Source organism: Streptomyces sp. NPDC058646 (genome assembly GCF_042716875.1).
Taxonomy (GTDB): Bacteria; Actinomycetota; Actinomycetes; order Streptomycetales; family Streptomycetaceae; genus Streptomyces.
In genome coordinates this window covers 271,930-296,333 of record NZ_JBHXRK010000004.1, presented here as the reverse complement: position 1 = coordinate 296,333, position 24,404 = coordinate 271,930, and the positions used below count along the sequence as shown (strand labels likewise).

Annotated in this window: 20 protein-coding genes; 16 read left to right on the top strand and 4 right to left on the bottom strand. The window is 72.6% G+C overall.

Features of this window, described 5'->3' with window-relative positions:
- Positions 1 to 20 precede the first annotated feature (20 nt).
- From ACFWUZ_RS07925 to ACFWUZ_RS07910, 4 genes are all read right to left on the bottom strand, one after another.
- On the bottom strand, positions 21 to 2,435 hold the full coding sequence (locus ACFWUZ_RS07925; RefSeq protein WP_384368802.1) for a transglutaminaseTgpA domain-containing protein: 2,415 nt from the start codon (positions 2,433 to 2,435) through the stop codon (positions 21 to 23).
- A complete protein-coding gene (locus tag ACFWUZ_RS07920; RefSeq protein WP_384368799.1) occupies positions 2,432 to 3,841 on the bottom strand; it encodes a DUF58 domain-containing protein in 1,410 nt (469 codons plus the stop codon). Before ACFWUZ_RS07920 ends, ACFWUZ_RS07925 begins: the two co-directional genes overlap by 4 nt.
- Positions 3,841 to 4,851 carry an AAA family ATPase gene (locus ACFWUZ_RS07915; protein ID WP_384368796.1) on the bottom strand — a complete coding sequence of 337 codons (1,011 nt, stop codon included), beginning with the start codon at positions 4,849 to 4,851 and terminating at the stop codon, positions 3,841 to 3,843. Before ACFWUZ_RS07915 ends, ACFWUZ_RS07920 begins: the two co-directional genes overlap by 1 nt.
- 135 nt (positions 4,852 to 4,986) lie before the next feature.
- A complete protein-coding gene (locus tag ACFWUZ_RS07910) occupies positions 4,987 to 5,538 on the bottom strand; it encodes a beta-class carbonic anhydrase (protein WP_384368793.1) in 552 nt (183 codons plus the stop codon).
- 464 nt (positions 5,539 to 6,002) lie between these two features.
- Between ACFWUZ_RS07910 and rsmH the strand changes: the two genes are divergently transcribed.
- The 16 genes from rsmH to ACFWUZ_RS07830 all read left to right on the top strand — a co-directional run bounded on the left by rsmH (position 6,003) and on the right by ACFWUZ_RS07830 (position 24,113).
- Complete coding sequence (gene rsmH / locus ACFWUZ_RS07905) at positions 6,003 to 6,932, top strand: 16S rRNA (cytosine(1402)-N(4))-methyltransferase RsmH (RefSeq protein WP_384368896.1); 930 nt, start codon at positions 6,003 to 6,005, stop codon at positions 6,930 to 6,932.
- The gene (locus ACFWUZ_RS07900) at positions 6,929 to 7,582 is read left to right on the top strand and encodes a septum formation initiator family protein (RefSeq protein WP_384368790.1); all 654 of its coding nucleotides are present in this window, start codon (positions 6,929 to 6,931) and stop codon (positions 7,580 to 7,582) included. Before rsmH ends, ACFWUZ_RS07900 begins: the two co-directional genes overlap by 4 nt.
- A 102-nt stretch (positions 7,583 to 7,684) precedes the next feature.
- A complete protein-coding gene (locus ACFWUZ_RS07895; RefSeq protein WP_384368788.1) occupies positions 7,685 to 9,691 on the top strand; it encodes a peptidoglycan D,D-transpeptidase FtsI family protein in 2,007 nt (668 codons plus the stop codon).
- A gap of 36 nt (positions 9,692 to 9,727) precedes the next feature.
- Positions 9,728 to 11,455 (top strand): UDP-N-acetylmuramoyl-L-alanyl-D-glutamate--2,6-diaminopimelate ligase, encoded by a 1,728-nt coding sequence (locus ACFWUZ_RS07890; protein WP_384368785.1) that lies wholly within the window; start codon positions 9,728 to 9,730, stop codon positions 11,453 to 11,455.
- Complete coding sequence (murF, locus tag ACFWUZ_RS07885) at positions 11,452 to 12,876, top strand: UDP-N-acetylmuramoyl-tripeptide--D-alanyl-D-alanine ligase (protein ID WP_384368782.1); 1,425 nt, start codon at positions 11,452 to 11,454, stop codon at positions 12,874 to 12,876. Before ACFWUZ_RS07890 ends, murF begins: the two co-directional genes overlap by 4 nt.
- Positions 12,873 to 13,943, top strand: a complete 1,071-nt coding sequence (gene mraY, locus ACFWUZ_RS07880) for a phospho-N-acetylmuramoyl-pentapeptide-transferase (protein WP_384368779.1) — start codon at positions 12,873 to 12,875, stop codon at positions 13,941 to 13,943. The genes murF and mraY overlap by 4 nt, the downstream gene beginning before the upstream one ends.
- Positions 13,925 to 15,370, top strand: coding sequence for a UDP-N-acetylmuramoyl-L-alanine--D-glutamate ligase (gene murD, locus ACFWUZ_RS07875; protein ID WP_384368776.1), 1,446 nt, complete (start codon positions 13,925 to 13,927; stop codon positions 15,368 to 15,370). The genes mraY and murD overlap by 19 nt, the downstream gene beginning before the upstream one ends.
- A gap of 63 nt (positions 15,371 to 15,433) precedes the next feature.
- Positions 15,434 to 16,798 carry a putative lipid II flippase FtsW gene (ftsW, locus tag ACFWUZ_RS07870; protein WP_384368773.1) on the top strand — a complete coding sequence of 455 codons (1,365 nt, stop codon included), beginning with the start codon at positions 15,434 to 15,436 and terminating at the stop codon, positions 16,796 to 16,798.
- A 6-nt stretch (positions 16,799 to 16,804) separates the two neighbouring features.
- Positions 16,805 to 17,899, top strand: a complete 1,095-nt coding sequence (gene murG, locus ACFWUZ_RS07865; RefSeq protein WP_384368770.1) for an undecaprenyldiphospho-muramoylpentapeptide beta-N-acetylglucosaminyltransferase — start codon at positions 16,805 to 16,807, stop codon at positions 17,897 to 17,899.
- A 38-nt stretch (positions 17,900 to 17,937) separates the two neighbouring features.
- Entirely contained in the window at positions 17,938 to 18,768 is an 831-nt protein-coding gene (locus ACFWUZ_RS07860; protein WP_384368767.1) for a cell division protein FtsQ/DivIB, read from the top strand.
- Between the two features lie 279 nt (positions 18,769 to 19,047).
- Positions 19,048 to 20,253 (top strand): cell division protein FtsZ, encoded by a 1,206-nt coding sequence (gene ftsZ / locus ACFWUZ_RS07855; protein WP_266937095.1) that lies wholly within the window; start codon positions 19,048 to 19,050, stop codon positions 20,251 to 20,253.
- Positions 20,250 to 20,981, top strand: coding sequence for a peptidoglycan editing factor PgeF (gene pgeF / locus ACFWUZ_RS07850; protein WP_384368764.1), 732 nt, complete (start codon positions 20,250 to 20,252; stop codon positions 20,979 to 20,981). Before ftsZ ends, pgeF begins: the two co-directional genes overlap by 4 nt.
- Positions 20,982 to 20,984: 3 nt before the next feature.
- On the top strand, positions 20,985 to 21,704 hold the full coding sequence (locus tag ACFWUZ_RS07845) for a YggS family pyridoxal phosphate-dependent enzyme (protein ID WP_384368761.1): 720 nt from the start codon (positions 20,985 to 20,987) through the stop codon (positions 21,702 to 21,704).
- A 149-nt stretch (positions 21,705 to 21,853) separates the two neighbouring features.
- On the top strand, positions 21,854 to 22,471 hold the full coding sequence (locus ACFWUZ_RS07840) for a cell division protein SepF (RefSeq protein WP_384368758.1): 618 nt from the start codon (positions 21,854 to 21,856) through the stop codon (positions 22,469 to 22,471).
- 60 nt (positions 22,472 to 22,531) lie between these two features.
- The gene (locus ACFWUZ_RS07835; protein ID WP_215015015.1) at positions 22,532 to 22,828 is read left to right on the top strand and encodes a YggT family protein; all 297 of its coding nucleotides are present in this window, start codon (positions 22,532 to 22,534) and stop codon (positions 22,826 to 22,828) included.
- Between the two features lie 82 nt (positions 22,829 to 22,910).
- Positions 22,911 to 24,113, top strand: coding sequence for a DivIVA domain-containing protein (locus ACFWUZ_RS07830; RefSeq protein ID WP_384368754.1), 1,203 nt, complete (start codon positions 22,911 to 22,913; stop codon positions 24,111 to 24,113).
- Positions 24,114 to 24,404: the final 291 nt, after the last annotated feature.

The following is a 24,404-nucleotide window of genomic DNA, read 5'->3' as shown; positions in this document are numbered from 1 at the left end:
GGCCGCAGGGGCCGCTCCCGTCAGCCGCGGCCCCGCAGCGGAAGCCGCAGGCGTACGGCGGCCAGCCGCGCCGAGACCGCCGGGGCCACGCCCGCCCAGCGGGCCGACACCGCCCAGGAGACGCGCGCCGCCGAACGCGGCAGCAGCAGGGCGCGCAGCCGCGTACCGCGGCCCACCCCGGCCAGCAGACCCGCACGGGCCGTCAGCACGTCCCGCGCCAGCTCCGGGTAGGCGACCGTGGTGCCCGCCCGGGCGTACAGGGTCCGCTCCAGCGCTGCCGTGATCCGGTGGACGGCCCCGGCGGCCTCCGCCTCCAGGCGGCCCAGCTCCACGATCCGGGTAGCCGCCCGGCGCGGGGACAGGGCCTCGTCCGGGGCGACGCCCACGTCCCAGGCGGCGTCGCCCAGCTCCCGCCAGGCCCGCGTCACCTCCCCGGCCGCCAGCCGCCGGGTCCGTACGCGGGTGCGCCACAGCAGCGGCAGGAGCGGCAGGCCGACCAGCGCCAGGGCCGCCGCGGTCCAGCCGAGGACGGACGTCAGCGAGGGACCGCCGCCCCCGGACCCGGCCTCCTGCGTGAGCGCCGGGCCGCCGCACTCGCCGAGCTTCTTCATCTCCGGCGGGCAGTCCTCGGCCTGCGAGGGCGCCGCCGAGGGCTGCGCGGCGTTCTGCGAGGGCAGCGGTGCCGGGGCGGACGGCTGGGCCGCCGGCGCCTGCGGCCGGGTGTAGTCCGGCACCGAGATGCCCGCGCGGGGCGTCGGCTCGAACCGGGTCCAGCCCACGCCCTCGAAGTAGAGCTCCGGCCACGCGTGCGCGTCGCGCATCCACACGTTCACCGTGCCGTCCGACTGCTTCTCGCCGGGGGTGAAGCCCACCGCGACCCGCGCCGGGATGCCCAGCGAGCGGGACATCGCCGCCATGGAGAACGCGAAGTGGACGCAGAAGCCCTCCTTGTCGGCGAGGAAACGCGCGACCGCGTCCGGACCGGTACCCGAGGCCGTCTTCGTGTCGTAGCGGAATCCGCCGTTCACGGCGAAGAAGTCCTGGAGCTTCACGGCCCGCGTGTAGTCGTCCTTCGCGCCCTGCGTCACCTTGCGAGCCGTCTCGGCGACCACCGGCGGCAGGTTGTCCGGCAGCTTCGTGTACTCGGCCCGCACCGCGGGATCGGGCTGCGGGGCGTTCTGGAGCTGCGCCACCGTCGGCCGGAGCAGCAGGCTCCGCACCCGGTACTGCGCGCCCTGGACGTTCTGGAACCTGTCCTTGCCGAGCTGGTCCCCGACCAGCGTCCGGCCGGCCGGCTCGAAACGCCACTTCCCGCTGATGTCCACGCTCGTCGCCGGGTACGGCATGGGCAGGTAGCGCTGGGTGTAGCCGTCCGCCGCCGACACGTTCGTCGACACCTCGGTCGCGGTCCCGCGGACCTGGTCACCGAGGCCGGGCGGATTCGGCATCCGCGTCGGGACGTCGGCCAGCGACCGCCCGGAGGCCTCCCACTTCACCCCGTTGAACTCGTCCAGCGCCAGGAACCGCAGGTACTGCTCGCTCTGCTGGGGGCTGTCCGTCACGTACTTGAGCACGACCCGGTTGTCCTGCGCGTTCAGGTTGCTCTGCAGGGAGACCAGCGGGTTGACCGCGGAGATCGTCCCGCCCACCCCGCTGCCGCCCTCGCCGTTGCCCTGCCCGCCCAGCATCCCGCCGCCGAGCGAGGGGAGCGCTGCCGGCACCACCAGCGCCAGGCCCAGCGCCACCACGCCGATCCGCCGCCCGGTGCGTACCGGAGCCGTCGCGTGCCCGCCGGTGGCGCTGAGGCCGGAGGAGGACGGGCCGCGGTCCCGCGAGCCCGTGCCGAAGACCCGGCCCCACTGCGCCAGCCGGTCGCGGCCCTCGGCCAGCAGCATCATCAGGTACCCGCAGCCCGCGAGCACGAAGGAGACCCAGGAGGCCTCCCCGCCGCCCGACAGGCCCGCGGCCACCGAGTACAGCGCGAGCAGCGGCAGACCGGCCGCGGCGGCCGTCCGTACGGTCACCGCCAGCACGTCCACCAGCAGCCCGATCAGCAGCACCCCGGACACCAGCAGCAGCCGGATGCCGTCCGTCAGCGGGGCCGGGATCGCGTACTCGCCCACGTCCTGGACGCCCTGCCGGAACAGCGCGCCGAAGTCCGTCACCAGGTACGCCAGCGGGCCGCTCCCCGTGGAACCGCCCTTCCCCGCGAACAGGAGCACGAGCAGGAGCAGCGACACCAGCAGCTGCGACGCCACCGTCAGCGACCGCCCCAGCGGCAGCCGCCGGGCACCCGCCCCCACCGCACTCTGCACGCCCAGCAGCAGCGCCGCCTGGAGCATCCAGCCCTGCGCCTCCACCAGCGGGACCAGCGACCAGGAGGTCAGCAGCGTCGCCAGCAGCGCGAACAGCGTCAGTCTCGCGCGCCCGCTCATCGCAGCCCTCCGGTGGTACCCGTGCCGATCGGGGCGGTCCCGGCCTGTCTCCACAGCTCGCCGAAGGCGACCCCGGGCGGGGCGGCCAGCGCCGTCCAGCCCGCGTCGCGCAGCCGGCGCAGCCGCTCCTCCAGCGCCGGCACGTCCTGCGCCCGCGCCGGCTGCCCGGCCCAGGCCGCGGAGTCCAGTACGAAGGCCACGGCGCCCGCCGCCCGCTGGCGCAGCTTGGCCGCCAGCTCGGTCTGTACGTCGTCCAGATCGCCGAAGAAGGCGATGAGGAGCCCGTCACCGCCGGCTCCGCCGAAGCCGCCGCCCCCGCCGCGCACCGCGTCGTAGGCCCGCGAGAGGCCCGCGCCGTCGGAGTGGCCGACGACCGCGAGGGTGTCCATCATCAGTCCGGCGGCGGCTGCGGAGTCGTGTCCGCCGGACGAGCTGTAGTTGTCGGATCCGCCGGCACCGCCGGGCACCGAGTCCCCGGTGTCCGTCAGCAGGCGCACCGCGAAGCCCTGTTCGAGGAGGTGCACCAGCGTGGAGGCGGCGCCCGACACGGCCCACTCGAAGGCGGAGTCCGGGCCGGCCCCCTCGAAGGCCAGGCGCCGGGTGTCCAGCAGCACGGTCGCCCGGCTGCGCTGCGGCTGCTCCTCGCGGCGCACCATCAGCTCGCCGTAGCGGGCGGTGGATCGCCAGTGCACCCGGCGCAGGTCGTCGCCGCGCCGGTAGCCGCGCGGGATCACGTCGTCGTCACCGGCGAGGGCCAGCGACCGGCGGCTGCCGTCGCCGTAGCCGGAGGATTCGCCGGCCAGCCGGACCGGCGGCAGCGGTTCGGTGCGCGGGACGACGGTGAGGGTGTCGTAGGCGCTGAACGACCGCGTCAGCTCGACCAGCCCGAAGGGGTCGGTCAGCCGCAGCTGGAGCGGGCCCAGCGGATAGCGTCCGCGCAGGTCGGAGCGGACCCGGTAGGACACCTCCCGGCGGCCGCCCGGCTCGACCCGGTCCAGGACGAAGCGGGGCCGCGGCCCGAGCACGTAGGGCACCCGGTCCTGGAGCATCAGCAGGCCCGTGGGCAGCCGGGAGACGTTGTCCATCCGCAGCTGCACCCGGGCCTCGGAGCCCGCGGAGACCCGGCCCGGGGTCAGCCGGCGGCTGCCCGAGACCCGGTAGCGGGTGCGGTGCAGGGCGTAGACGCAGATCAGGGGCAGCAGGGCCAGCAGCAGCCCGACCCGGAGCAGTTCGCCCTGGCCCAGGACGTACGCGCACGCGGCGGCGGCCGTCCCGGCGGCCAGGAACGAGCGGCCGCGGGTCGTCAGCCCCGACAGCGAGGCGCGCAGCCCGCCGGCGTCGTGGCCGCGGTCGGTCCCGTCGCCGTCGGGCCGGCCGCCGGCGCCGCGCGGGGCACCGGCGTTCATCAGAAGCCCCGGATGCCCGCGCCGGGCGGCATCTCGCCGCGGACGTGCGCGGCGGGGACGGGGGTGCGCTGGAGGATGTCGTGGACGACCTGCTCGGCGCTGCGCCGGTTCAGCTGGGCCTGCGCGGTCGGCAGCAGCCGGTGCGCGAGGACGGGCCCGGCCAGCGCCTGGACGTCGTCGGGCAGCACGTAGTCGCGGCCGGAGAGCGCGGCGGAGGCCTTCACGGCCCGCAGCAGGTGCAGGGTGGCGCGGGGCGAGGCGCCCAGGCGCAGGTCCGGGTGGCTGCGGGTGGCGGAGACCAGGTCGACGACGTAGCGCCGGACCGGGTCGGCCACGTACACCTCGCGCACGGCCTCGATCAGCTTGACGATGTCGTGGGCGTGCGCGACCGCCGTCAGGTCGTCGAGCGGGGAGAGTCCGCCGTGCACGTCGAGCATCTGGAGCTCCGCCTCGGCGCTGGGGTAGCCGACGGAGACCCGGGCCATGAAGCGGTCGCGCTGGGCCTCGGGCAGCGGGTACGTGCCCTCCATCTCCACCGGGTTCTGGGTGGCGACGACCATGAAGGGGCTCGGCAGCGCGTAGGTGGTGCCGTCGATGGTGACCTGGCGCTCCTCCATCGACTCCAGCAGTGCGGACTGGGTCTTGGGGGAGGCGCGGTTGATCTCGTCGCCGATGACGATCTGCGCGAAGATCGCGCCCGGCTTGAACTCGAACTCGCGGCGCTGCTGGTCGTAGATGCTGACGCCGGTGATGTCGGAGGGCAGCAGGTCCGGGGTGAACTGGATGCGCTGCACCGAGCAGTCGATCGACTTGGCGAGGGTCTTGGCGAGCATGGTCTTGCCGACGCCGGGGACGTCCTCGATCAGCAGGTGCCCCTCGGCGAGCAGCACGGTCAGCGCGAGGCGGACGACCTCGGGCTTGCCCTCGATCACGCTCTCGACCGAGTGGCGCACCCGCTCCGCCGTGCTGGTCAGATCCGCGAGGCTCGCTCGGTCGTCGTACGTGGTCACCTGGTTCTCCTCGGCCCTAGCTCAGGGCCGACGCCCTTGGCGCATGACCGGCCCACCCCAAACACGGACACCGCCCCGGAGGGTTCCCGGGGGGTGTCACCCCGCATTGTTGACGGCTTTACGGGCTTGTGTCACTCAGGAGCTGGGATCGATCTCCCGCAGGAGTCCGGTGTGCACGTCGAAGACGAAGCCTCGCACATCGTCCTTGTGCGGCAGGAAGGGGTTCGTGCGGACCCGCTGCATGGACTGGCGGACGTCCTGGTCGACGTCCCGGAAGGCCTCGACGGCCCAGGCGGGGCGCTGGCCGACCTCGTCCTCCAGCTCGTGCCGGAAGTCCTCGGTCAGGCTTTCGAGGCCGCAGCCGGTGTGGTGGATGAGTATGACCGTGCGGGTGCCGAGGGCCCGCTGGCTGATCGTGAGGGAGCGGATGGTGTCGTCGGTGACCACGCCGCCCGCATTGCGGATCGTGTGGCAGTCACCGAGTTCGAGGCCCAGAGCGGCGTGCAGGTCGAGGCGGGCGTCCATGCACGCCACCACGGCCACCCGGAGGACCGGCCGGGCGTCCATGCCGGGGTCCGTGAACTCGGCCGCGTAGGAGCGGTTCGCCTCGACCAGTCGGTCGGTGACGGAGCCGCCGCCGGATGCCCCGGGCGTGGACGCGGCAGGCAGGGATGCGGAAGTCGTCATGGGTACGACGGTAGTGGTCACCGCGGGCAAAGGTCTCGCGTGAGGGTGGACAAAGAAGGTCAACAAGTCAGGTTGTGAGCTAACCCACAGGGGTGGGAGGGGGTCGCCGTCCGGGTGATTCACGGCATCTGCCGGTTCCGCAGGAGAGGCGGCGACGGCGCGCGGGGCGGTTCGTTGACCGCGGCGACCGTTGCACTAAAGTGGCGCGAACCGGCCGGAGCCCGGCCCTCACCGGCCGCCCGGCCCCCGACGAACACTCCGCGTGCGCGGCGCGTACGTACGGCCCGGCCATCTTCCGCTCACCGGCCGGCCGGCGCCACCTCAACGGCGCCGGCGCACCGGTCGCCCTTCCGGGGCACCTCCCGGCGACAGCCGGGGGAGGGCGGGCAGCCGGCGGTGCGTACGCCTGCCGCGCCGTTATCTGAGAGGGCGCTTTGACTAGCGAGTCCCGACACGTCCCGGTGATGCTCCAGCGGTGCCTGGACCTGTTGGCCCCGGCGCTGGAGAGGCCCGGGGCCGTCGTCGTCGACTGCACCCTCGGCCTCGGCGGCCACAGCGAGGCCCTGCTGACCCGGTTCCCCGAGGCGCGCCTGATCGGCCTCGACCGCGACAAGGAGGCCCTGCGGCTCTCCGGCGAGCGGCTCGCCCCCTTCGGGGACCGGGCCACCCTGGTCCACGCGATCTACGCCGACCTGGCCGAGGTGCTCGACGGGCTGGGCATCCCGGCCGTCCAGGGCATCCTCTTCGACCTCGGCGTCTCCTCCATGCAGCTGGACGAGGCCGACCGCGGCTTCGCCTACGCCCAGGACGCACCCCTGGACATGCGGATGGACCAGACGACGGGCATCAGCGCGGCCGAGGTGCTCAACACCTATGCGCCCGGCGAGCTGGTCCGGATCCTGCGCCAGTACGGCGAGGAGAAGCAGGCCAAGCGGATCGTGTCCGCGATCGTCCGGGAGCGGGACAAGGAACCCTTCACCGACAGCGCCCGGCTGGTCGAGCTGATCCGCGACTCCCTGCCGCAGGCCGCGAAGCGGACCGGGGGCAATCCGGCCAAGCGGACCTTCCAGGCCCTGCGGATCGAGGTCAACGGCGAGCTGTCCGGGCTGGAGCGGGCCATTCCGGCGGCGGTCGACCGGATCGCGGTCGGCGGCCGGATCGCCGTGCTCTCGTACCACTCGCTGGAGGACCGCCTGGTCAAGCAGGTCTTCGCGGCCGGTGCCGCCTCCACGGCCCCGCCCGGCCTGCCCGTGGTCCCGGAGAAGTACCAGCCGAAGCTGAAGCTGCTGACGCGCGGCGCGGAACTGCCGACCGAGGAGGAGATCGCCGAGAACCGGCGGGCCGCCCCGGCCAGGTTCCGCGGGGTCGAACGCATCCGGGAGGCCCACCTGTGACCGCCGGGGGCGGCGGGACCGGGAAGGCGGGGAAGGTCGCCACTCTGACGCGCGGCCGGGCGGCCCGCCTCGGCCGGGCGCTCGGCAGCCGGCCGGCTCCCCCGAGCCGTCCCGGCGGGCCGGGGCGCCCGGGCGGCTCCGCGGGCCAGGCGGCGCGGATGCCCTTCGTCCTGCTGGTCGTCGCCCTCCTGGGCGGCGGCCTGATCAGCCTGCTGCTGCTGAACTCGGCGCTGAACGAGGGCTCCTTCCAGCTCAGCAAGCTCAAGAAGGAGACCACCGCGCTCACCGACGAGGAGCAGGCGCTCCAGCGGGACGTGGACGGCTACTCCGCCCCCGACGCGCTCCAGCGCCGGGCGCACGAGCTGGGCCTGGTCCCGGGCGGCAGCCCCGTCTTCCTCGCCCCCGACGGCAAGGTCAGCGGGGCCGTCTCGGTGGCCGAGGTCCCGCCGCCCCCGTCGACGCCTGCGGCCCCGCCCGCGGCCCCCGCCCCGGCGTCCCCCGAGGCCTCCGCCCCGGCGTCGGCCCCCGCGTCCGCCCCCGCGTCGGAGCCGGGGCGGTCCCCGGCGGCCGGCCCCGCGCCCGGCGGCTCCGCCGCGCCGGCGCCGCAGCCCTCACCCCCGCAGCAGCCCACCCCCAACCCAGGCAGGTGACGTCGTGACGCCGATGGCAGGTTCCGCGGTGCCGGTGCGCAGCCCTGCGGGGCCCTTCCCCACCCCGCCCCCCCGCCGCCCCCGGACGCGGGCGGTGACGGCGTGAGCCCGCAGGAGCCGCCGCGCAGGCGGGTGCCCGGGCCGGGGAGGCCGCGCGGCGCCACCGCCCGCCCGGCGGGCGCGCGCCCCGGGGCCCGGCGGCCCGCCGCGTCGCGCGGGCCCCACACCATCCGGCTCGGCAGCCCCCGGCCCCGGCTGCGCCTGGTCAGCGTCGGCCTGACCCTCGTCATGCTCGTCTTCGTGGTCCGGCTCCTCCAGGTGCAGGCGGTCGACGCCCGCGCCTTCTCCGCCGAGGCCTCGAAGAACAGGTACACCAGCGTCAAGCTGGCCGCCGAGCGCGGCGAGATCACCGACCGCAAGGGCGTGGCCCTGGCCACCAGCGTGGACGCGTACGACATCACGGCCGACCCGAAGATGTTCACCCCGCAGGACAGCAAGGCCCCGGACGCCCCCGAGCAGGCGGCCGCCCTCCTCGCGCCGATCCTGGGCAAGGACGCCAAGGAGATCGCCGACCGGCTGAAGACGAAGAACACCCGGTACGTCGTCCTCGCCCAGCGCCAGACCCCGCAGGTCTGGAACCAGATCAAGGACCTCAAGCGGGTCTTCGCGGACAAGGCGGCGGCCGACAAGAAGAACAACGGCCCCGGCGCCAACGTCCTCGCCGGCGTGTTCAACGAGAACAGCAGCAAGCGCGTGTATCCCGGCGGCGACCTCGCCGCCGGGATACTGGGTTACGTCAACGCCGAGGGCAAGGGCGGCGGAGGGCTGGAGTCCTCCCTCGACAAGAAGCTGTCCGGCAAGGACGGCGAGGTCACCTACGCCCAGTCCGGCGGCCGCCGGGTGCCCACGGCCGGTTCCAGCGAGAAGCCCGCCGTCCCCGGCGAGGACATCGAGCTGACCATCGACCGCGACATCCAGTGGGCGGCGCAGAGCGCCATCGCCGAGCAGGTCCAGAAGTCCGAGGCCGACCGCGGCTACGTGATCGTCCAGGACACCCGCACCGGCGAGGTGCTGGCCATGGCCAACGCCCCCGGCTTCGACCCCAACGACCTGACCCGGGCCCGCTCCGCCGCCATGGGCAACGCCGCCCTCCAGGACGTGTACGAGCCCGGCTCCACCGCCAAGGTGATGTCGATGGCCGCCGTGCTGGAGGAGAAGAAGGCCACGCCGGAGACCCACGTCGAGGTCCCCAACCGGCTGCACCGGGGCGACCGGCTGTTCAAGGACGACATCGACCACCCGACCTGGTACCTGACCCTCAACGGGGTCCTCGCCAAGTCCTCCAACATCGGCACCATCCTGGCCACCGGCCAGCTCGGGCCCACCCAGCCCGAGGCCAACAAGGTGCTGCACTCCTACCTGACCAAGTTCGGGATGGGGCAGCCCACCGGCCTGGACTACCCCGGCGAGTCCCGGGGCATCCTCGCCGAGCCCCAGGACTGGTCCACCTCCCAGCAGTACACGATCCCCTTCGGCCAGGGCCTGTCCGTGAACGCCATGCAGGCGGCCTCCGTGTACTCGACCATCGCCAACGGGGGCGTCCGCATCGAGCCCACCCTGGTCCGCGGCACCAAGGGTCCCGACGGCCGCTTCACCCCGGCCCCGGCGCCCGAACGCAGGCAGGTGGTCAGCCCGGAGACCGCCAAGACCCTCGCCGAGATGCTCGAATCGGTGGTCGACGACCAGGAGGGCACCGGCACCAAGGCCCGCATCCCCGGCTACCGGGTCGGCGGCAAGACCGGCACCTCCAACCGGGTGGATCCGGCCACCGGCCGCTACAAGGGCTACACCGCCTCCTTCGCCGGCTTCGCGCCCGCCGACGACCCGCGGATCACCGTCTACTGCGCCATCCAGAACCCGACGAAGGGCAGCTACTTCGGCGGCCAGATCTGCGGCCCCATCTACAAGAAGGTCATGGAGTTCGCGCTCAAGACCCTTCAGATCGCCCCCACCGGAACCGCCCCCGCAGGGCTCCCGGTCACCTTCGAACCCGGCCCGCAGCCCGCCGCCCGGCCCGGCTCGCAGCCCAGTCCGCAGCCCGGTCCGTGATCCACGACCCGGCCAGAAGAGCGTGAGGCACCATCAGTGACAACGATCACCCCGAAACCGGCGAACCAGGGGGCCACCGGCGCGGAGACCGGGCCCTCACTTCGCGAGCGGCCCGCCGCGCCGGGTACGCTCACCGCCGTGCCCCACGCTGATCAGCCCAGAACCACCCAGAAGGACGCCCCGGCAGCGCCGCCGCGAGCGCCGCGCCCCGCGTCCGTGCGACCGACCCCGCTTCCCGAGCTCGCGGCCCTGGTGGACCTCGAAGCCGCCGGCGAGGCGACGGGTCCGACGATCACCGGCATCACGCACGACTCCCGTGCCGTGCGCCCCGGTGACCTCTACGCGGCCCTTCCGGGAGCCCGGGCGCACGGCGCCGACTTCGCCGCCCAGGCGGCCGGTCTCGGCGCCGCGGCCGTGCTGACCGACCCCGCGGGCGCCGAACGCGCGGCCGCGACCGGGCTGCCGGTGCTCGCCGTCGCCGACCCGCGCGGCCGGATGGGCGAGCTCGCTGCCGCGATCTACGGCCACCCCGGCGAGGGCCTGCTCCAGATCGGCATCACCGGGACCTCCGGGAAGACCACCACCGCGTACCTCGTCGAAGGCGGACTGCGCGCGGCGGGACGCAGCACCGGGCTCATCGGCACCGTCGAGATGCGCGTCGGTGACGAGCGCATCAAGTCCGAGCGCACCACCCCCGAGGCCACCGACCTCCAGGCCCTCTTCGCGGTCATGCGCGAACGCGGGGTCGAGGCCGTCGCCATGGAGGTCTCCAGCCACGCCCTGGTCCTCGGCCGGGTCGACGGATGCGTCTTCGACGTCGCCGTCTTCAACAACCTGAGCCCGGAACACATGGAGTTCCACTCCGGCATGGAGGACTACTTCCAGGCCAAGGCACAGCTCTTCACCGAGCGCCGCGCCCGCCTCGCAGTGGTCAACACCGACGACGAGTACGGCCGCCGCCTCGCCAAGGAGGCGACCATCCCGGTCGTCACCTTCTCCGCCGCGGGTGACCCGGCCGCCGACTGGCGTGCCGAGGACGTGGTCTTCGGGCACATGGACTCCACGCTGACCCTGCTGGGCCCGGACGGACAGCGGGTCTCGGCCACCGCCCCGCTGCCCGGCCCGTTCAACGTCGCCAACACCGTCGCCGCCATCGTGACGCTCGCCGCCGCCGGCCTCGACCCGCAGACCGCCGCCGACGGCGTCGCCGCCGTCCCCGGGGTCCCCGGCCGGCTGGAGCGGGTCGACGCGGGACAGCCGTACCTCGCCGTCGTGGACTACGCCCACAAGACGGACGCCGTCGAATCGGTGCTGCGCGCACTGCGCGAGGTCACCACCGGCCGGCTGCACGTCGTGCTCGGCTGCGGCGGCGACCGCGACACGACCAAGCGCGCCCCGATGGGCGCCGCCGCGGCCCGGTTCGCCGACGTCGCCGTGCTGACCTCCGACAACCCCCGCTCCGAGGACCCGCTCGCGATCCTCGCCGCCATGCTCGAAGGCGCCGTGTCCGTACCGCCCGCCGAGCGCGCCGCCGTCCTCGTCGACGCCGACCGGGCGGCGGCCATCGCCGCGGCCGTCGCACGCGCCGGAGCCGGTGACACCGTGCTGGTGGCGGGCAAGGGTCACGAGCAGGGCCAGGACACCGCCGGTGTCGTACGGCCCTTCGACGACCGCACGGTGCTCCGCGCGGCGATCGAGCGCCGGCAGCGGGCCGAGCAGGCCGACTCCCCCGAGCAGGTCCGACAGGCCGAGGTGAACCAGTGATCGACCTCTCCCTCGCCGAGATCGCCGACATCACCGGCGGGCGGCCCCACGACATACCGGATCCGTCGGTGCGGATCAGCGGGCCGGTCGTCATCGACTCCCGCCAGGTGGAGGCGGGCAGCCTCTTCGCCGCCTTCGACGGCGAGCACGTCGACGGCCACGACTACGCGGAACGCGCCGTCGCCGCCGGCGCCGCGGCCGTCCTCGCGGCCCGGCCGGTCGGCGTACCCGCCGTCGTCGTCCCCGACGTGGAGAAGGCGCTCGGCGCCCTGGCCCGGGCCGTCGTCGAGCGCCTCGGCACCGACGTGGTGGCCCTGACCGGCTCCGCCGGCAAGACCTCCACCAAGGACCTCGTCGCGCAGGTGCTCCAGGCCCACGCGCCCACGGTGTGGACACCCGGCTCCCTCAACAACGAGATCGGCCTGCCCCTCACCGCCCTGAAGGCCACCGCCGAAACCCGGCACCTGGTACTGGAGATGGGGGCCCGCGGGATCGGCCACATCGCGTACCTGACCGGGCTGACCCCGCCGCGCATCGGCGTCGTCCTCAACGTGGGCACCGCCCACATCGGCGAGTTCGGCGGCCGCGAGCAGATCGCCCAGGCCAAGGGGGAACTGGTCGAGGCCCTGCCGACCGCGGCCGAGGGCGGCATCGCCGTACTCAACGCCGACGACCCGCTGGTGCGTGCGATGGCCGCCCGTACGAAGGCCCGTACGGTCCTCTTCGGAGAGGCCGAGGACGCCGACGTACGGGCCACCGACGTACGGATGGCCCCGGGGGGACAGCCCGCCTTCACACTCCACACACCGGCCGGGTGCAGTGATGTGACCTTGCGGCTGTACGGTGAGCACCACGTGTCGAACGCGCTCGCCGCGGCCGCCGTCGCCCATGTACTGGGCATGTCCACATCGGAGATCGCCACCGCGCTCTCCGGGGCGGGCACCCTGTCCCGGTGGCGGATGGAGGTCACCGAGCGGGCGGACGGCGTGACGATCGTCAACGACGCCTACAACGCGAATCCCGAGTCCATGCGGGCCGCTCTGCGCGCGCTTGCCGCGATGGGCGGCCCCGCAAGGGCCAACGGGGGACGTACGTGGGCGGTGCTCGGCCCCATGGCCGAGCTCGGTGACGCATCACTCGCCGAGCACGACGCGGTGGGACGGCTTGCCGTCCGGCTCAACGTGAGCAAGCTCGTCGCAGTCGGGGGCAGGGAAGCGTCCTGGCTGCAACTGGGCGCATATAACGAGGGTTCGTGGGGTGAGGAGTCGGTGGTCGTGTCCGACGCGCAAGCGGCGGTCGACCTGTTGCGCAGTGAACTGCGCCCGGGTGACGTCGTGCTGGTGAAGGCTTCGAGGTCGATCGGTCTGGAGCGGGTCGCGCTTGCGTTGCTGGAGCGCGAGGGCGAGGTCGCCGACCGATGAGGCAGATCCTGTTCGCCGGAGTCATCGGACTCTTCCTGACGCTCGTCGGCACCCCGCTGCTGATCAAGCTCCTGGCCCGCAAGGGCTACGGCCAGTTCATCCGCGACGACGGCCCCCGCGGCCACGCCGGGAAGAAGGGCACGCCCACCATGGGCGGCATCTCCTTCATCCTGGCGACGCTCATCGCGTACGCCCTGACGAAGGTCATCACCGGCAGCGAGCCGACCTTCTCCGGCCTGCTCGTGCTGTTCCTGATGGCGGGCATGGGCCTGGTCGGCTACCTGGACGACTACATCAAGATCGTCAAGCGGCGGTCGCTGGGCCTGCGCGCCAAGGCCAAGATGTCCGGCCAGCTGATCGTCGGCATCGCGTTCGCGGTGCTCGCGCTCCAGTTCAAGGACTCGCGCGGACTCACCCCGGCCTCCACCAAGCTGTCGTTCGTCACGGACTTCGGCTGGTCGATCGGCCCGGTGCTGTTCGTGGTCTGGGCCCTGTTCATGATCCTGGCGATGTCCAACGGCGTGAACCTCACCGACGGTCTGGACGGCCTCGCCACGGGCGCCGCGGTGATGGTCTTCGGCGCCTACACCTTCATCGGCGTCTGGCAGTACCAGGAGTCCTGCGTGAACGCGCAGGACCTGACCAACCCGGGCGCCTGCTTCGAGGTGCGCGACCCGCTGGACCTCGCGGTCGTCGCCTCCGCCCTGATGGGCGCCTGCTTCGGCTTCCTGTGGTGGAACACCTCGCCCGCCAAGATCTTCATGGGTGACACCGGTTCGCTGGCCCTCGGCGGCGCGCTCGCCGGTCTCGCGATCTGCTCCCGCACGGAGTTCCTGATCGCCCTGCTCGGCGGCCTCTTCGTCCTCATCACCATGTCGGTCGTCATCCAGGTCGGCTCCTTCAAGATGACCGGGAAGCGGGTCTTCCGGATGGCGCCGCTCCAGCACCACTTCGAACTCAAGGGGTGGTCCGAGGTCCTTGTCGTGGTCCGCTTCTGGATCATCCAGGGCATGTGCGTGATCGTGGGTCTCGGTATCTTCTACGCGGGATGGGCAGCCGACAAGTGACCTCCTGGCAGGGCAAGAACATCACCGTCGCCGGCCTCGGCGTGAGCGGCATCAGCGCCGCCCGCGCCCTGGCCGGCCTCGGCGCGTCGGTGACCGTCGTCGACGGCGGCGACAGCGAGGGCCACCGCGCCCGCGCCGCCGAACTCGCCGGCCCGGGGATCTCCGTACGCCTCGCGGACGCGGACACCCTCCCCGAGGGCACCGACCTGGTCGTCACCTCGCCCGGCTGGAAGCCCGACAGCCCGCTCTTCGCGGCCGCCGGACGGGCGGGCGTCGAGGTGGTCGGGGACGTGGAGATCGCCTGGCAGCTGCGCGGGGAGAACGCCGCGCCGTGGCTGGCCGTCACCGGCACCAACGGCAAGACCACCACCACCCAGATGCTGGCGTCCATCCTGAGGGCCGCAGGCCTGCGGACCGCGGCCGTCGGCAACATCGGCACCCCGATCATCGACGTGGTGCTCGGCGAGCAGCAGTACGATGTCCTCGCCGTCGAACTCTCCAGCTACCAGCTGCACTGGGCGCCCTCCGTACGCGCCCACTCGGCGGCCGTCCTCAACCTGGCCCCGGACCACCTCGACTGGCACGGCTCCATGGAGGCGTACGCCGCCGACAAGGGCCGGATCTACGAGGGCAACACCGTCGCCTGCGTCTACAACGTCGCCGACCCGGCCACCGAGAAGCTGGTCGAGGACGCCGACGTCGAAGAGGGCTGCCGGGCGATCGGTTTCACCCTCGGCGCCCCCGGCCCCTCCATGCTCGGCGTGGTCGACGGGATCCTCGTGGACCGGGCCTTCGTGGAGAACCGGCAGAAGAACGCCCAGGAGCTCGCCGAGGTCAAGGACGTCAACCCGCCCGCCCCGCACAACATCGCCAACGCGCTCGCCGCGGCGGCCCTGGCCCGCGCCTTCGGCGTGGAGCCGCGCGCGGTCCGCGACGGGCTGCGCGACTTCCGCCCGGACGCCCACCGGGTCGCGCACGTGGACGAGGTGGACGCGGTCGTGTACGTCGACGACTCCAAGGCCACGAACACGCACGCGGCCGAGGCCTCCCTCGCGGCCTTCGAGCCGGTCGTCTGGATCGCGGGCGGCCTCGCCAAGGGAGCCACCTTCGACGAGCTGGTACAGAAGTCGGCGAAGCGGCTGCGCGGCGTGGTGCTGATCGGCGCCGACCGGGCGCTGATCGCCGAGGCGCTGGCGCGACACGCCCCTGAGGTCCCGGTGGTCGACCTCGACCGGACCGACACTGGGGCGATGCTCGCGGCGGTCCGGGAAGCGGCCCGGCTCGCCGAGCCCGGCGACACGGTCCTGCTGGCGCCTGCCTGTGCCTCGATGGACATGTTCGCGAACTACAACAAGCGCGGGGACGCATTCGCCGACGCGGTGCGCGAACTGGCCGCCGGGAGCGCTGCGGACGCGGCCAAGGCCTAGGGCTCCGGAACGGTTCCCTCCGGTCGGCTGCTCGCCTCGTACGAGTGGAGGGGAAGATCACAGATGCCGGCCAAGCAAATGCTGCCGGGGCGGCGGCCGTCCGCGGCCAGGACCAGGGGCCGGGTCCGCCCGGTGGTGAGCGTGAGGCGGCCCGCCGGGCGGGGGCCCCTGGCGGGGGTGCGGCGCACGCAGCAGCAGCTGCGCAAGGCTTGGGACCGGCCGCTCACCGCGTACTACCTCATCTTCGGCAGCTCGCTGCTCATCACCGTGCTCGGCCTCGTGATGGTCTACTCGGCCTCCATGATCAAGGCGCTCCAGCTCGGCCTCGGCGACGCATACTTCTTCAAGAAGCAGTTCCTGGCAGCCCTGCTGGGCGGCGGGCTCCTGCTGATCGCCTCCCGGATGCCGGTCAAGCTGCACCGCGCGCTCTCCTACCCGGTCCTCGCCGGAACGCTCTTCCTGATGGTCCTGGTCCAGGTCCCCGGGATAGGGGTCTCGATCAACGGCAACCAGAACTGGATCGCCCTCGGCGGTCCGTTCATGCTCCAGCCCAGTGAGTTCGGCAAGCTGGCCCTGATCCTGTGGGGGGCCGACCTGCTGGCGCGCAAGGGCGACAAGGGGCTGCTGAGCCAGTGGAAGCACCTGCTGGTGCCGCTGGTCCCGGTGGCCTTCCTGCTGCTCGGGCTCATCATGCTGGGCGGGGACATGGGCACCGCGATGATCCTCGGCGCCATCCTGTTCGGCCTGCTGTGGCTGGCCGGGGCGCCGACGCGGCTGTTCGTGGGGGTGCTGGCGTTCGCGGGTGTGATCGTCGCACTGCTCATCAAGACGAGCCCGCACCGGATGGACCGGCTGCAGTGCCTCGGCGCGACCGAACCCGGCAAGAACGACCTCTGCTGGCAGGCCGTGCACGGAATCTACGCCCTCGCCTCCGGCGGATGGTTCGGTTCCGGTCTCGGTGCCAGTGTGGAAAAATGGGGACAACTGCCGGAAGCCCACACCGACTTCATCTTCGCCATCACCGGGGAGGAACTGGGTCTGGCGGGGACGCTGTCGGTGCTCGCCCTGTTCGCGGCCCTAGGCTATGCGGGTATCCGCGTGGCCGGACGCACGGAGGACTCCTTCGTACGGTTTGCCGCGGGAGGCGTGACCACCTGGATCACGGCCCAGGCCGTGATCAACATCGGTGCGGTGCTCGGCCTGCTGCCGATCGCCGGAGTCCCGCTCCCGCTGTTCTCCTACGGGGGGTCGGCCCTGCTGCCGACCATGTTCGCGGTCGGACTGCTCATCGCCTTCGCGCGGGAGGAGCCGGCGGCGCGCGCGGCCCTCGCGATGCGGCAGCCGAAGAAGACCGGCTGGAAGCGGACCGTGGTGAGATGGAAGTCGATGAGACGGCGCGTCAAGAAGCGTCCGTCCGGAGAGCGGTGAATTTCGGTGCATGTCGTACTCGCCGGTGGGGGGACCGCCGGCCACATCGAGCCGGCGCTCGCCCTCGCGGACGCCCTGCGCAGGCAGGACCCTTCAGTGGGCATCACCGCCCTCGGCACGGAGCGCGGACTGGAAACCCGCCTGGTGCCGGAGCGCGGCTACGAGCTCGGGCTGATCCCCGCCGTACCGCTGCCCCGCAAGCCCACCCCTGAGCTGATCACCGTCCCCGGACGGCTGCGCGGCACCATCAAGGCCGCGGAGGAGATCCTGCTGCGCACCAAGGCCGACTGCGTCGTCGGCTTCGGCGGCTACGTGGCCCTGCCCGGCTACCTCGCCGCCAAGCGGCTCGGGGTGCCGATCATCGTCCACGAGGCCAACGCCCGGCCCGGACTGGCCAACAAGATCGGCTCCCGGTACGCGCACGCCGTCGCGGTCTCCACCCCCGACAGCAAGCTGCGCGGGGCCCGTTACGTGGGCATCCCGCTCCGCCGCTCGATCTCCACCCTCGACCGGGCCGCGGTCCGCCCCGAGGCGCGCGCCGCCTTCGGCCTGGACCCGAACCTGCCGACCCTGCTGGTCTCCGGCGGCTCGCAGGGCGCCCGCCGCCTCAACGAGACCATCCAGGCGGTCGCCGCGACCCTCCAGCGCTCCGGGATCCAGATCCTCCACGCGGTGGGCCCGAAGAACGAACTGCCGCGTGTCGACAACATGCCCGGGATGCCGCCGTACGTCCCGGTACCGTACGTGGACCGGATGGACCTCGCGTACGCCGCCGCCGACATGATGCTGTGCCGCGCGGGCGCGATGACCGTCGCCGAACTGTCCGCCGTCGGGCTCCCCGCCGCCTACGTCCCGTTGCCGATCGGCAACGGTGAACAGCGGCTCAACGCCCAGCCGGTGGTCAAGGCCGGCGGCGGTCTGCTGGTGGACGACGCGGAGCTGACGCCCGAGTGGGTGCTCGGCCAGGTCCTCCCGGTGCTGTCCGATCCGCACCGCCTGTACGAGATGTCCCGCGCCGCCGGCGAGTTCGGCCGCCGGGACGCCGACGAGCTGCTGGTCGGCATGGTGTACGAGGCGATCGCGGCCCACCACAACCGCTGAGGCGGAGTGGCGGTCGCAACTACGCAGGAGGCACAGGAGTGGCCGGAGGGACGACCGCGCAGCGCGGCACACCAGGCTCTGACCGGCCTGCCCGCAAGGGCTCCGGCGCCCCCCGGCCCCCCAGGGAACCGGGGCGGCCCGGGAGCTCCGGCGTCCCCGGCGGGAACTCCCGCCGGGGCCCCGTGCTGGCCGTTCTCGCCGCCGCGGTGGTCCTCGCCGCCGCGGGCACCTGGGCCCTCTACGGCTCCTCCTGGCTCCGCGTCGAGAAGGTCACGGCCGCCGGCACCGAGGTGCTCACCCCCGAGCAGGTCCTGGCCGCCGCGGCCGTGCCCGTCGGCGCACCCCTGGCGAGCGTCGACACGGACGAGATCGAGAGCCGGGTCCGCGGCCGGCTGCCCCGTATCGATTCGGTCGATGTGGTGCGGGCCTGGCCGCACGGAATCGGGCTGAAAGTGACGGAACGCAAACCCGTACTGCTCATCAAAAAGGACGCCGGCTTCGTGGAAGTGGACGCTTCGGGTGTGCGATTCGACACGGTTCCGAAAGCACCCGCGGGCGTTCCGGTCCTCGAATTGGACGCCGGCCGGTCACCGAGCGCCCGCCGCTTCGACGAGCAGCGGCTGCTGCACGAGGCCGTGCAGGTCGCCGCGGGCCTCCCGGAACCGATCGTCAAGGAGACCGTGCAGGTCAAGGTGGGTTCGTACGATTCGGTCGTGCTGGAGTTGACCGGGGGCCGGACCGTGCGGTGGGGGAGCGGCGAACAGGGCGAGGCGAAGGCCCGTGCGCTGACCGCCCTGTTGAAAGCCGCGCCCACGGCCGATCACTTCGACGTGAGCGTCCCCACCGCCCCTGCCGTGTCCGGGAGTTGACGTCGAGTCGAACAGCGGCGCACCCTGGTTGGCCAGCGATACGGGTGATCACATAGGGTGAAAAGAAAAACGGGAGGTTCGGCGTGTTCGTTGAACCCGCGCTACTTGTCGACTTAGTGTCCTGTTCGGAAGAGTCCAAGGAACAGACACACCCCTAACCCTAAACTTCAGGGTGAGGGTTCGGGTCGGCGCGTTCGGACCGTCCCTATTTCGGCATCAGTCGTCGCAACGCAGGCCCGCGAGGCGGCGACACGTAACTCGAGGCGAGAGGCCTTCGACGTGGCAGCACCGCAGAACTACCTCGCAGTCATCAAGGTCATCGGTGTCGGCGGCGGTGGTGTCAATGCCATCAACCGAATGATCGAGGTCGGTCTCAAGGGCGTCGAGTTCATCGCCATCAACACGGACGCCCAGGCGCTGTTGATGAGCGACGCCGACGTCAAGCTCGACGTCGGCCGGGAACTCACCCGCGGCCTCGGCGCCGGCGCCAACCCGGCCGTCGGACGCAAGGCGGCAGAGGACCACCGCGAGGAGATCGAGGAGGTCCTCAAGGGGGCCGACATGGTCTTCGTCACCGCCGGCGAGGGCGGCGGCACCGGCACCGGCGGTGCCCCCGTCGTCGCCAACATCGCGCGCTCGCTCGGAGCCCTGACGATCGGTGTGGTCACCCGCCCGTTCACCTTCGAGGGCAGGCGCCGCGCGAACCAGGCGGAGGACGGCATCGCCGAGCTCCGCGAAGAGGTCGACACCCTCATCGTCATCCCCAACGACCGTCTGCTGTCCATCTCGGACCGCCAGGTGAGCGTGCTCGACGCCTTCAAGTCGGCCGACCAGGTCCTGCTCTCGGGCGTCCAGGGCATCACCGACCTCATCACCACCCCGGGTCTGATCAACCTCGACTTCGCCGACGTCAAGTCCGTGATGTCCGAGGCCGGCTCGGCCCTGATGGGCATCGGCTCGGCCCGCGGGGACGACCGCGCGGTGGCCGCCGCCGAGATGGCGATCTCCTCCCCGCTGCTGGAGGCGTCCATCGACGGCGCCCGCGGCGTGCTGCTCTCCATCTCCGGCGGCTCGGACCTCGGTCTCTTCGAGATCAACGAGGCCGCGCAGCTGGTCAGTGAGGCCGCGCACCCCGAGGCGAACATCATCTTCGGCGCCGTCATCGACGACGCGCTCGGCGACGAGGTACGGGTCACCGTCATCGCAGCCGGGTTCGACGGCGGACAGCCGCCGGCCCGCCGGGACAACGTCATCGGCGCCGCGTCCACCAAGCGGGAGGAGCCGGCCCCGGCTCCGGTGCGCGCGCCCGAGCCGGTCCGCCCGGCCTTCGGCGGACTCGGCTCGGTCACCCCGCGCGAGGAGCCCCCGGCCCCCGTCGAGGCGGCCCCGGCCGAGGCCCAGGCCCCCGCGCCGCAGGTCCCGACGGCCCGGCCGTACCAGGACAGCCCGGCCGAGGAACTGGATGTCCCGGACTTCTTGAAGTGACACCGGAGCAGCACAGCGTGGGCGGCGCCCACTTCGCCTTCACCGACCGGTGGGGCGGGGTGAGCGCCGTTCCGTACGAAGAGCTCAACCTCGGCGGCGCGGTCGGAGACGACCCGGCCGCCGTTCTGGCGAACCGGGCGCTCGCCGCCCGCTCCCTCGGCCTGGAGCCGGACCGGGTCGTGTGGATGAACCAGGTCCACGGCCGGGACATGGCGGTGGTCGACGGACCCTGGGCGGCCGGACAGGACATCCCGTCCGTGGACGCGCTGGTGACCGCCCGCCGGGGGCCGGCCCTCGCGGTGCTCACCGCCGACTGCACGCCGCTCCTGCTCGCCGACCCCGTCGCCGGGGTCGCGGGGGCGGCCCACGCGGGGCGGCCCGGACTGGTCGCCGGGGTGGTGCCCGCCGCGGTGGAGGCGATGGCCGCGCTGGGGGCGGAGCCGGGGCGGATCGTCGCCCGGACCGGGCCGGCGGTCTGCGGGCGCTGCTACGAAGTGCCCGCCGGGATGCGGGAAGCGGTGGCCGAGGCGGTGCCGGCCTCCTGGGCCGAGACCAGCTGGGGGACCCCGTCCGTAGACGTGGTCGCCGGGGTGCACGCCCAGCTCGCGGAGGCGGGGGTGGTGGACGTCCGCGGATCCGGGGTCTGCACACTGGAGTCGCGGGACCACTTCTCGTACCGCCGTGACCGGGTGACCGGGCGGCTTGCCGGATATGTCTGGTTGGACTGAAGGATGACGGATCGTAAGTCGGAGCTCGCGGAGAACCTCGCGCGGGTGGAGGAGCGCATCGCGTCCGCCTGCGCGGCCGCGGGGCGCAAGCGGGAAGAGCTGACGCTCATCGTGGTCACCAAGACCTACCCCGCGAGCGACGTACGACTGCTGGCGGACCTGGGTGTCCGTCATGTTGCGGAGAATCGGGACCAGGACGCCGCCCCCAAGGCCGCGGCCTGCGCGGACCTGTCGCTGAACTGGCACTTCGTCGGTCAGTTGCAGACGAACAAAGTCCGTTCCGTGGCCGGATATGCGCACGAGGTGCAGTCGGTCGACCGGCCGAAGCTCGTGACCGCCCTCTCGGCGGCGGCCGTCCAGGCCGGACGGGAACTCGGCTGCCTCGTGCAGGTCGCGCTCGACGCCGAGGCGGGGGAGCGCGGTGCCCGCGGCGGCGCGGCGCCCGAGCAGCTCGCCGAGCTGGCGGACCTCGTGGCCGGGGCGCCGGGGCTGCGGATCGACGGAGTGATGACCGTGGCACCGCTGGCCGGTCCGTACGCGGGGCGCGAACGCGCCGCGTTCGACCGGCTGGTGGAATTGTCATCCCGCCTGCGCGCGGACCATCCGGCTGCCACGATGGTGTCGGCCGGGATGAGCGCAGACCTGGAACAGGCCGTTGTGGCCGGTGCGACACATGTACGCGTCGGCACTGCGGTACTCGGCGCGAGACCCCGGCTCGGGTAACGTCGCGAAGAAAGTCGGACCACAGCAGAAAATATGGTCATTCCCGCTGATGGGCGGGCAGACCACGTGGATCGCGGGCAGTTGGTGACATTCGTGACACGGCGGCACCTGCGACAGGGCGATCCACCACAGAGCGGAGGACTCAGAGAATGGCCGGCGCGATGCGCAAGATGGCGGTCTACCTCGGCCTCGTGGAGGACGACCGGTACGACAACCCGGGGTACGACCCCGACGACGAGTTCGAGCCCGAGCCGGAGCCGGAGCGAGCCCGGGACCGGGACCGCCGCCAACCGCCGGTTCACCAACCGCCCGTAACGGACGAACCGGTACGAGCCGTCCAGCCCCCGGCGCAGCGGGAGCCCATCCCAATTCCGGTGGAAAACGGACGTCCTGCGCGAATCGCCCCCGTGGCATCCATCACACCTGACCGCACCAACCTGGAGAAGAACGCCCCCGTGATCATGCCCAAGGTCGTCTCCGAGCGGGAGCCGTACCGCATCACGACGCTGCACCCCCGGACCTACAACGAGGCCCGTACCATCGGGGAACACTTCCGTGAGGGCACTCCGGTGATCATGAATCTCACGGAGATGGACGACACGGACGCCAAGCGTCTCGTGGACTTCGCCGCCGGTCTTGTCTTCGGTCTGCACGGCAGCATTGAACGCGTGACACAGAAGGTGTTCCTGCTGTCGCCTGCTAACGTCGATGTCACGGCGGAGGACAAGGCCCGCATCGCGGAGGGCGGGTTCTTCAACCAAAGCTAGACCGATCCGTCAGATACGGGACCGGGAACAGAGCGGGAAACGGGGAGAGGGAAGCGCGGGATGGGTGTCGCACTGGAGGTCGTCTACGTCGCGCTGATGTGCTTCCTCATCGTGCTGATCTTCCGACTGGTCATGGACTACGTGTTCCAGTTCGCACGTTCATGGGCGCCCGGCAAGGCGATGGTGGTCGTTCTGGAGGCCACCTACACTGTCACCGATCCACCGCTCAAGCTTCTTCGGCGGTTCATCCCGCCGTTGCGTCTCGGGGGCGTGGCACTCGACCTGTCCTTCTTCGTTCTGATGATCATCGTTTACATCCTCATCAGTTTCGTGAGCACCGCTGCGAGAAGCGTGTGAACGATGTGCTCCCCCGCAGGCGCGGGGACAGTCCCGATACGGTCTTGCCGACTGCCGACGACTACGTAGAGGTGAAGAAGACATGCCGCTGACCCCCGAGGACGTGCGGAACAAGCAGTTCACGACCGTCCGCCTCCGAGAAGGCTATGACGAGGACGAGGTCGATGCCTTCCTCGACGAGGTTGAGTCCGAGCTGACGCGCCTGCTGCGCGAGAACGAGGACCTGCGCGCCAAGCTGGCCGCCGCCACGCGTGCCGCCGCGCAGAACCAGCAGCAGCAGGGCATGCGCAAGCCGGAACCCCAGGACCAGCAGCGCGGCCCCGGTGCCCCCGTGCCCGCGGCCATATCCGGCCCGCCGCAGCAGCAGCAGCAGCAGCAGATGGGCCCGCCGCAGCTGCCGGGCGGCCAGCCGCAGCTGCCCGCCGGCCCCGGCGGACACGGACCGCAGGGTCCGGGCCCGATGGGCGGCCCCATGCAGCAGCACCCCATGGGTGGTCCGCAGGGCATGGGTCAGCAGCAGTCCATGGGCGGCCAGAACCCGCTCGGCCAGCAGATGCAGCCCATGGGCCAGCAGATGCAGCAGATGGGGCAGCAGATGCAGCCCATGGGCCAGCAGATGCACCAGCAGCAGCAGCACCAGCAGCAGCCGCAGCTCCCGCAGCAGGGCCCCGGCGGCGACAGTGCCGCCCGCGTCCTGTCGCTGGCTCAGCAGACTGCCGACCAGGCGATCGCGGAGGCCCGTTCCGAGGCCAACAAGATCGTCGGCGAGGCCCGTTCGCGCGCCGAGGGTCTGGAGCGCGACGCCCGTGCCAAGGCCGACGCGCTGGAGCGGGACGCGCAGGAGAAGCACCGCGTCGCGATGGGCTCCCTGGAGTCCGCCCGCGCCACGCTGGAGCGCAAGGTCGAGGACCTGCGGGGCTTCGAGCGTGAGTACCGCACCCGTCTGAAGTCCTACCTGGAGTCGCAGCTGCGCCAGCTGGAGACCCAGGCCGACGACTCCCTGGCCCCGCCGCGGAACCCGGGTGCGCCCTCGCTGCCGCCGTCGCCGTCCCCGTCGATGGCTCCGGCCGGTGCGATGGGGCACTCCATGGGCGGTCCGTCGATGGGCGGCCCGTCCCCCATGGGCGGTCCCTCGCCGATGGGCGGAGCCCAGTCGTACGGTGGCCAGCAGCAGATGTCCCCGGCCATGACCCAGCCGATGGCTCCGGTCCGGCCGAGTGCTCCGCAGCCGATGCAGGCGCCCTCGCCCATGCGGGGCTTCCTGATCGACGAGGACGACAACTAGGCGTCGCCGCCGCAGCTGTCGGCAGCAGTCATACGGGCCGGGCCCGGTTCCCCCACGGGGGCACCGGGCCCGGCCCGTTCCCGTACCCGGGCTCCGCCCGGGCCCTCCGGGGCTCCGCCCCAGACCCCGCGCCTCAAACGCCGGCGGGGCTGGATCTGGCTCGGCGGGGTGGGTGCAGCGGGATTTCAGCCCGCCCGGCGATCGAGGGCGTCTTTGAGCCCCGCCTGGCGATTGAGGCGCGGGGAGAAAGGGGAACGGCCCGCACCCCCCCGGGAAGGGGAGGTGCGGGCC

What these genes read in the sequence shown, in the direction of transcription:
- ACFWUZ_RS07925 (WP_384368802.1), bottom strand. Translation starts at nt 2,435, where the DNA reads ATGAGCGGGCGCGCGAGACTGACGCTGTTCGCGCTGCTGGCGACGCTG.
- ACFWUZ_RS07920 (WP_384368799.1), bottom strand. Translation starts at nt 3,841, where the DNA reads ATGAACGCCGGTGCCCCGCGCGGCGCCGGCGGCCGGCCCGACGGCGAC.
- ACFWUZ_RS07910 (WP_384368793.1), bottom strand. Translation starts at nt 5,538, where the DNA reads ATGACGACTTCCGCATCCCTGCCTGCCGCGTCCACGCCCGGGGCATCC.
- rsmH (WP_384368896.1), top strand. Translation starts at nt 6,003, where the DNA reads ATGCTCCAGCGGTGCCTGGACCTGTTGGCCCCGGCGCTGGAGAGGCCC.
- mraY (WP_384368779.1), top strand. Translation starts at nt 12,873, where the DNA reads ATGAGGCAGATCCTGTTCGCCGGAGTCATCGGACTCTTCCTGACGCTC.
- murD (WP_384368776.1), top strand. Translation starts at nt 13,925, where the DNA reads ATGGGCAGCCGACAAGTGACCTCCTGGCAGGGCAAGAACATCACCGTC.
- ftsW (WP_384368773.1), top strand. Translation starts at nt 15,434, where the DNA reads ATGCCGGCCAAGCAAATGCTGCCGGGGCGGCGGCCGTCCGCGGCCAGG.
- ACFWUZ_RS07845 (WP_384368761.1), top strand. Translation starts at nt 20,985, where the DNA reads ATGACGGATCGTAAGTCGGAGCTCGCGGAGAACCTCGCGCGGGTGGAG.
- ACFWUZ_RS07840 (WP_384368758.1), top strand. Translation starts at nt 21,854, where the DNA reads ATGGCCGGCGCGATGCGCAAGATGGCGGTCTACCTCGGCCTCGTGGAG.
- ACFWUZ_RS07835 (WP_215015015.1), top strand. Translation starts at nt 22,532, where the DNA reads ATGGGTGTCGCACTGGAGGTCGTCTACGTCGCGCTGATGTGCTTCCTC.
- ACFWUZ_RS07830 (WP_384368754.1), top strand. Translation starts at nt 22,911, where the DNA reads ATGCCGCTGACCCCCGAGGACGTGCGGAACAAGCAGTTCACGACCGTC.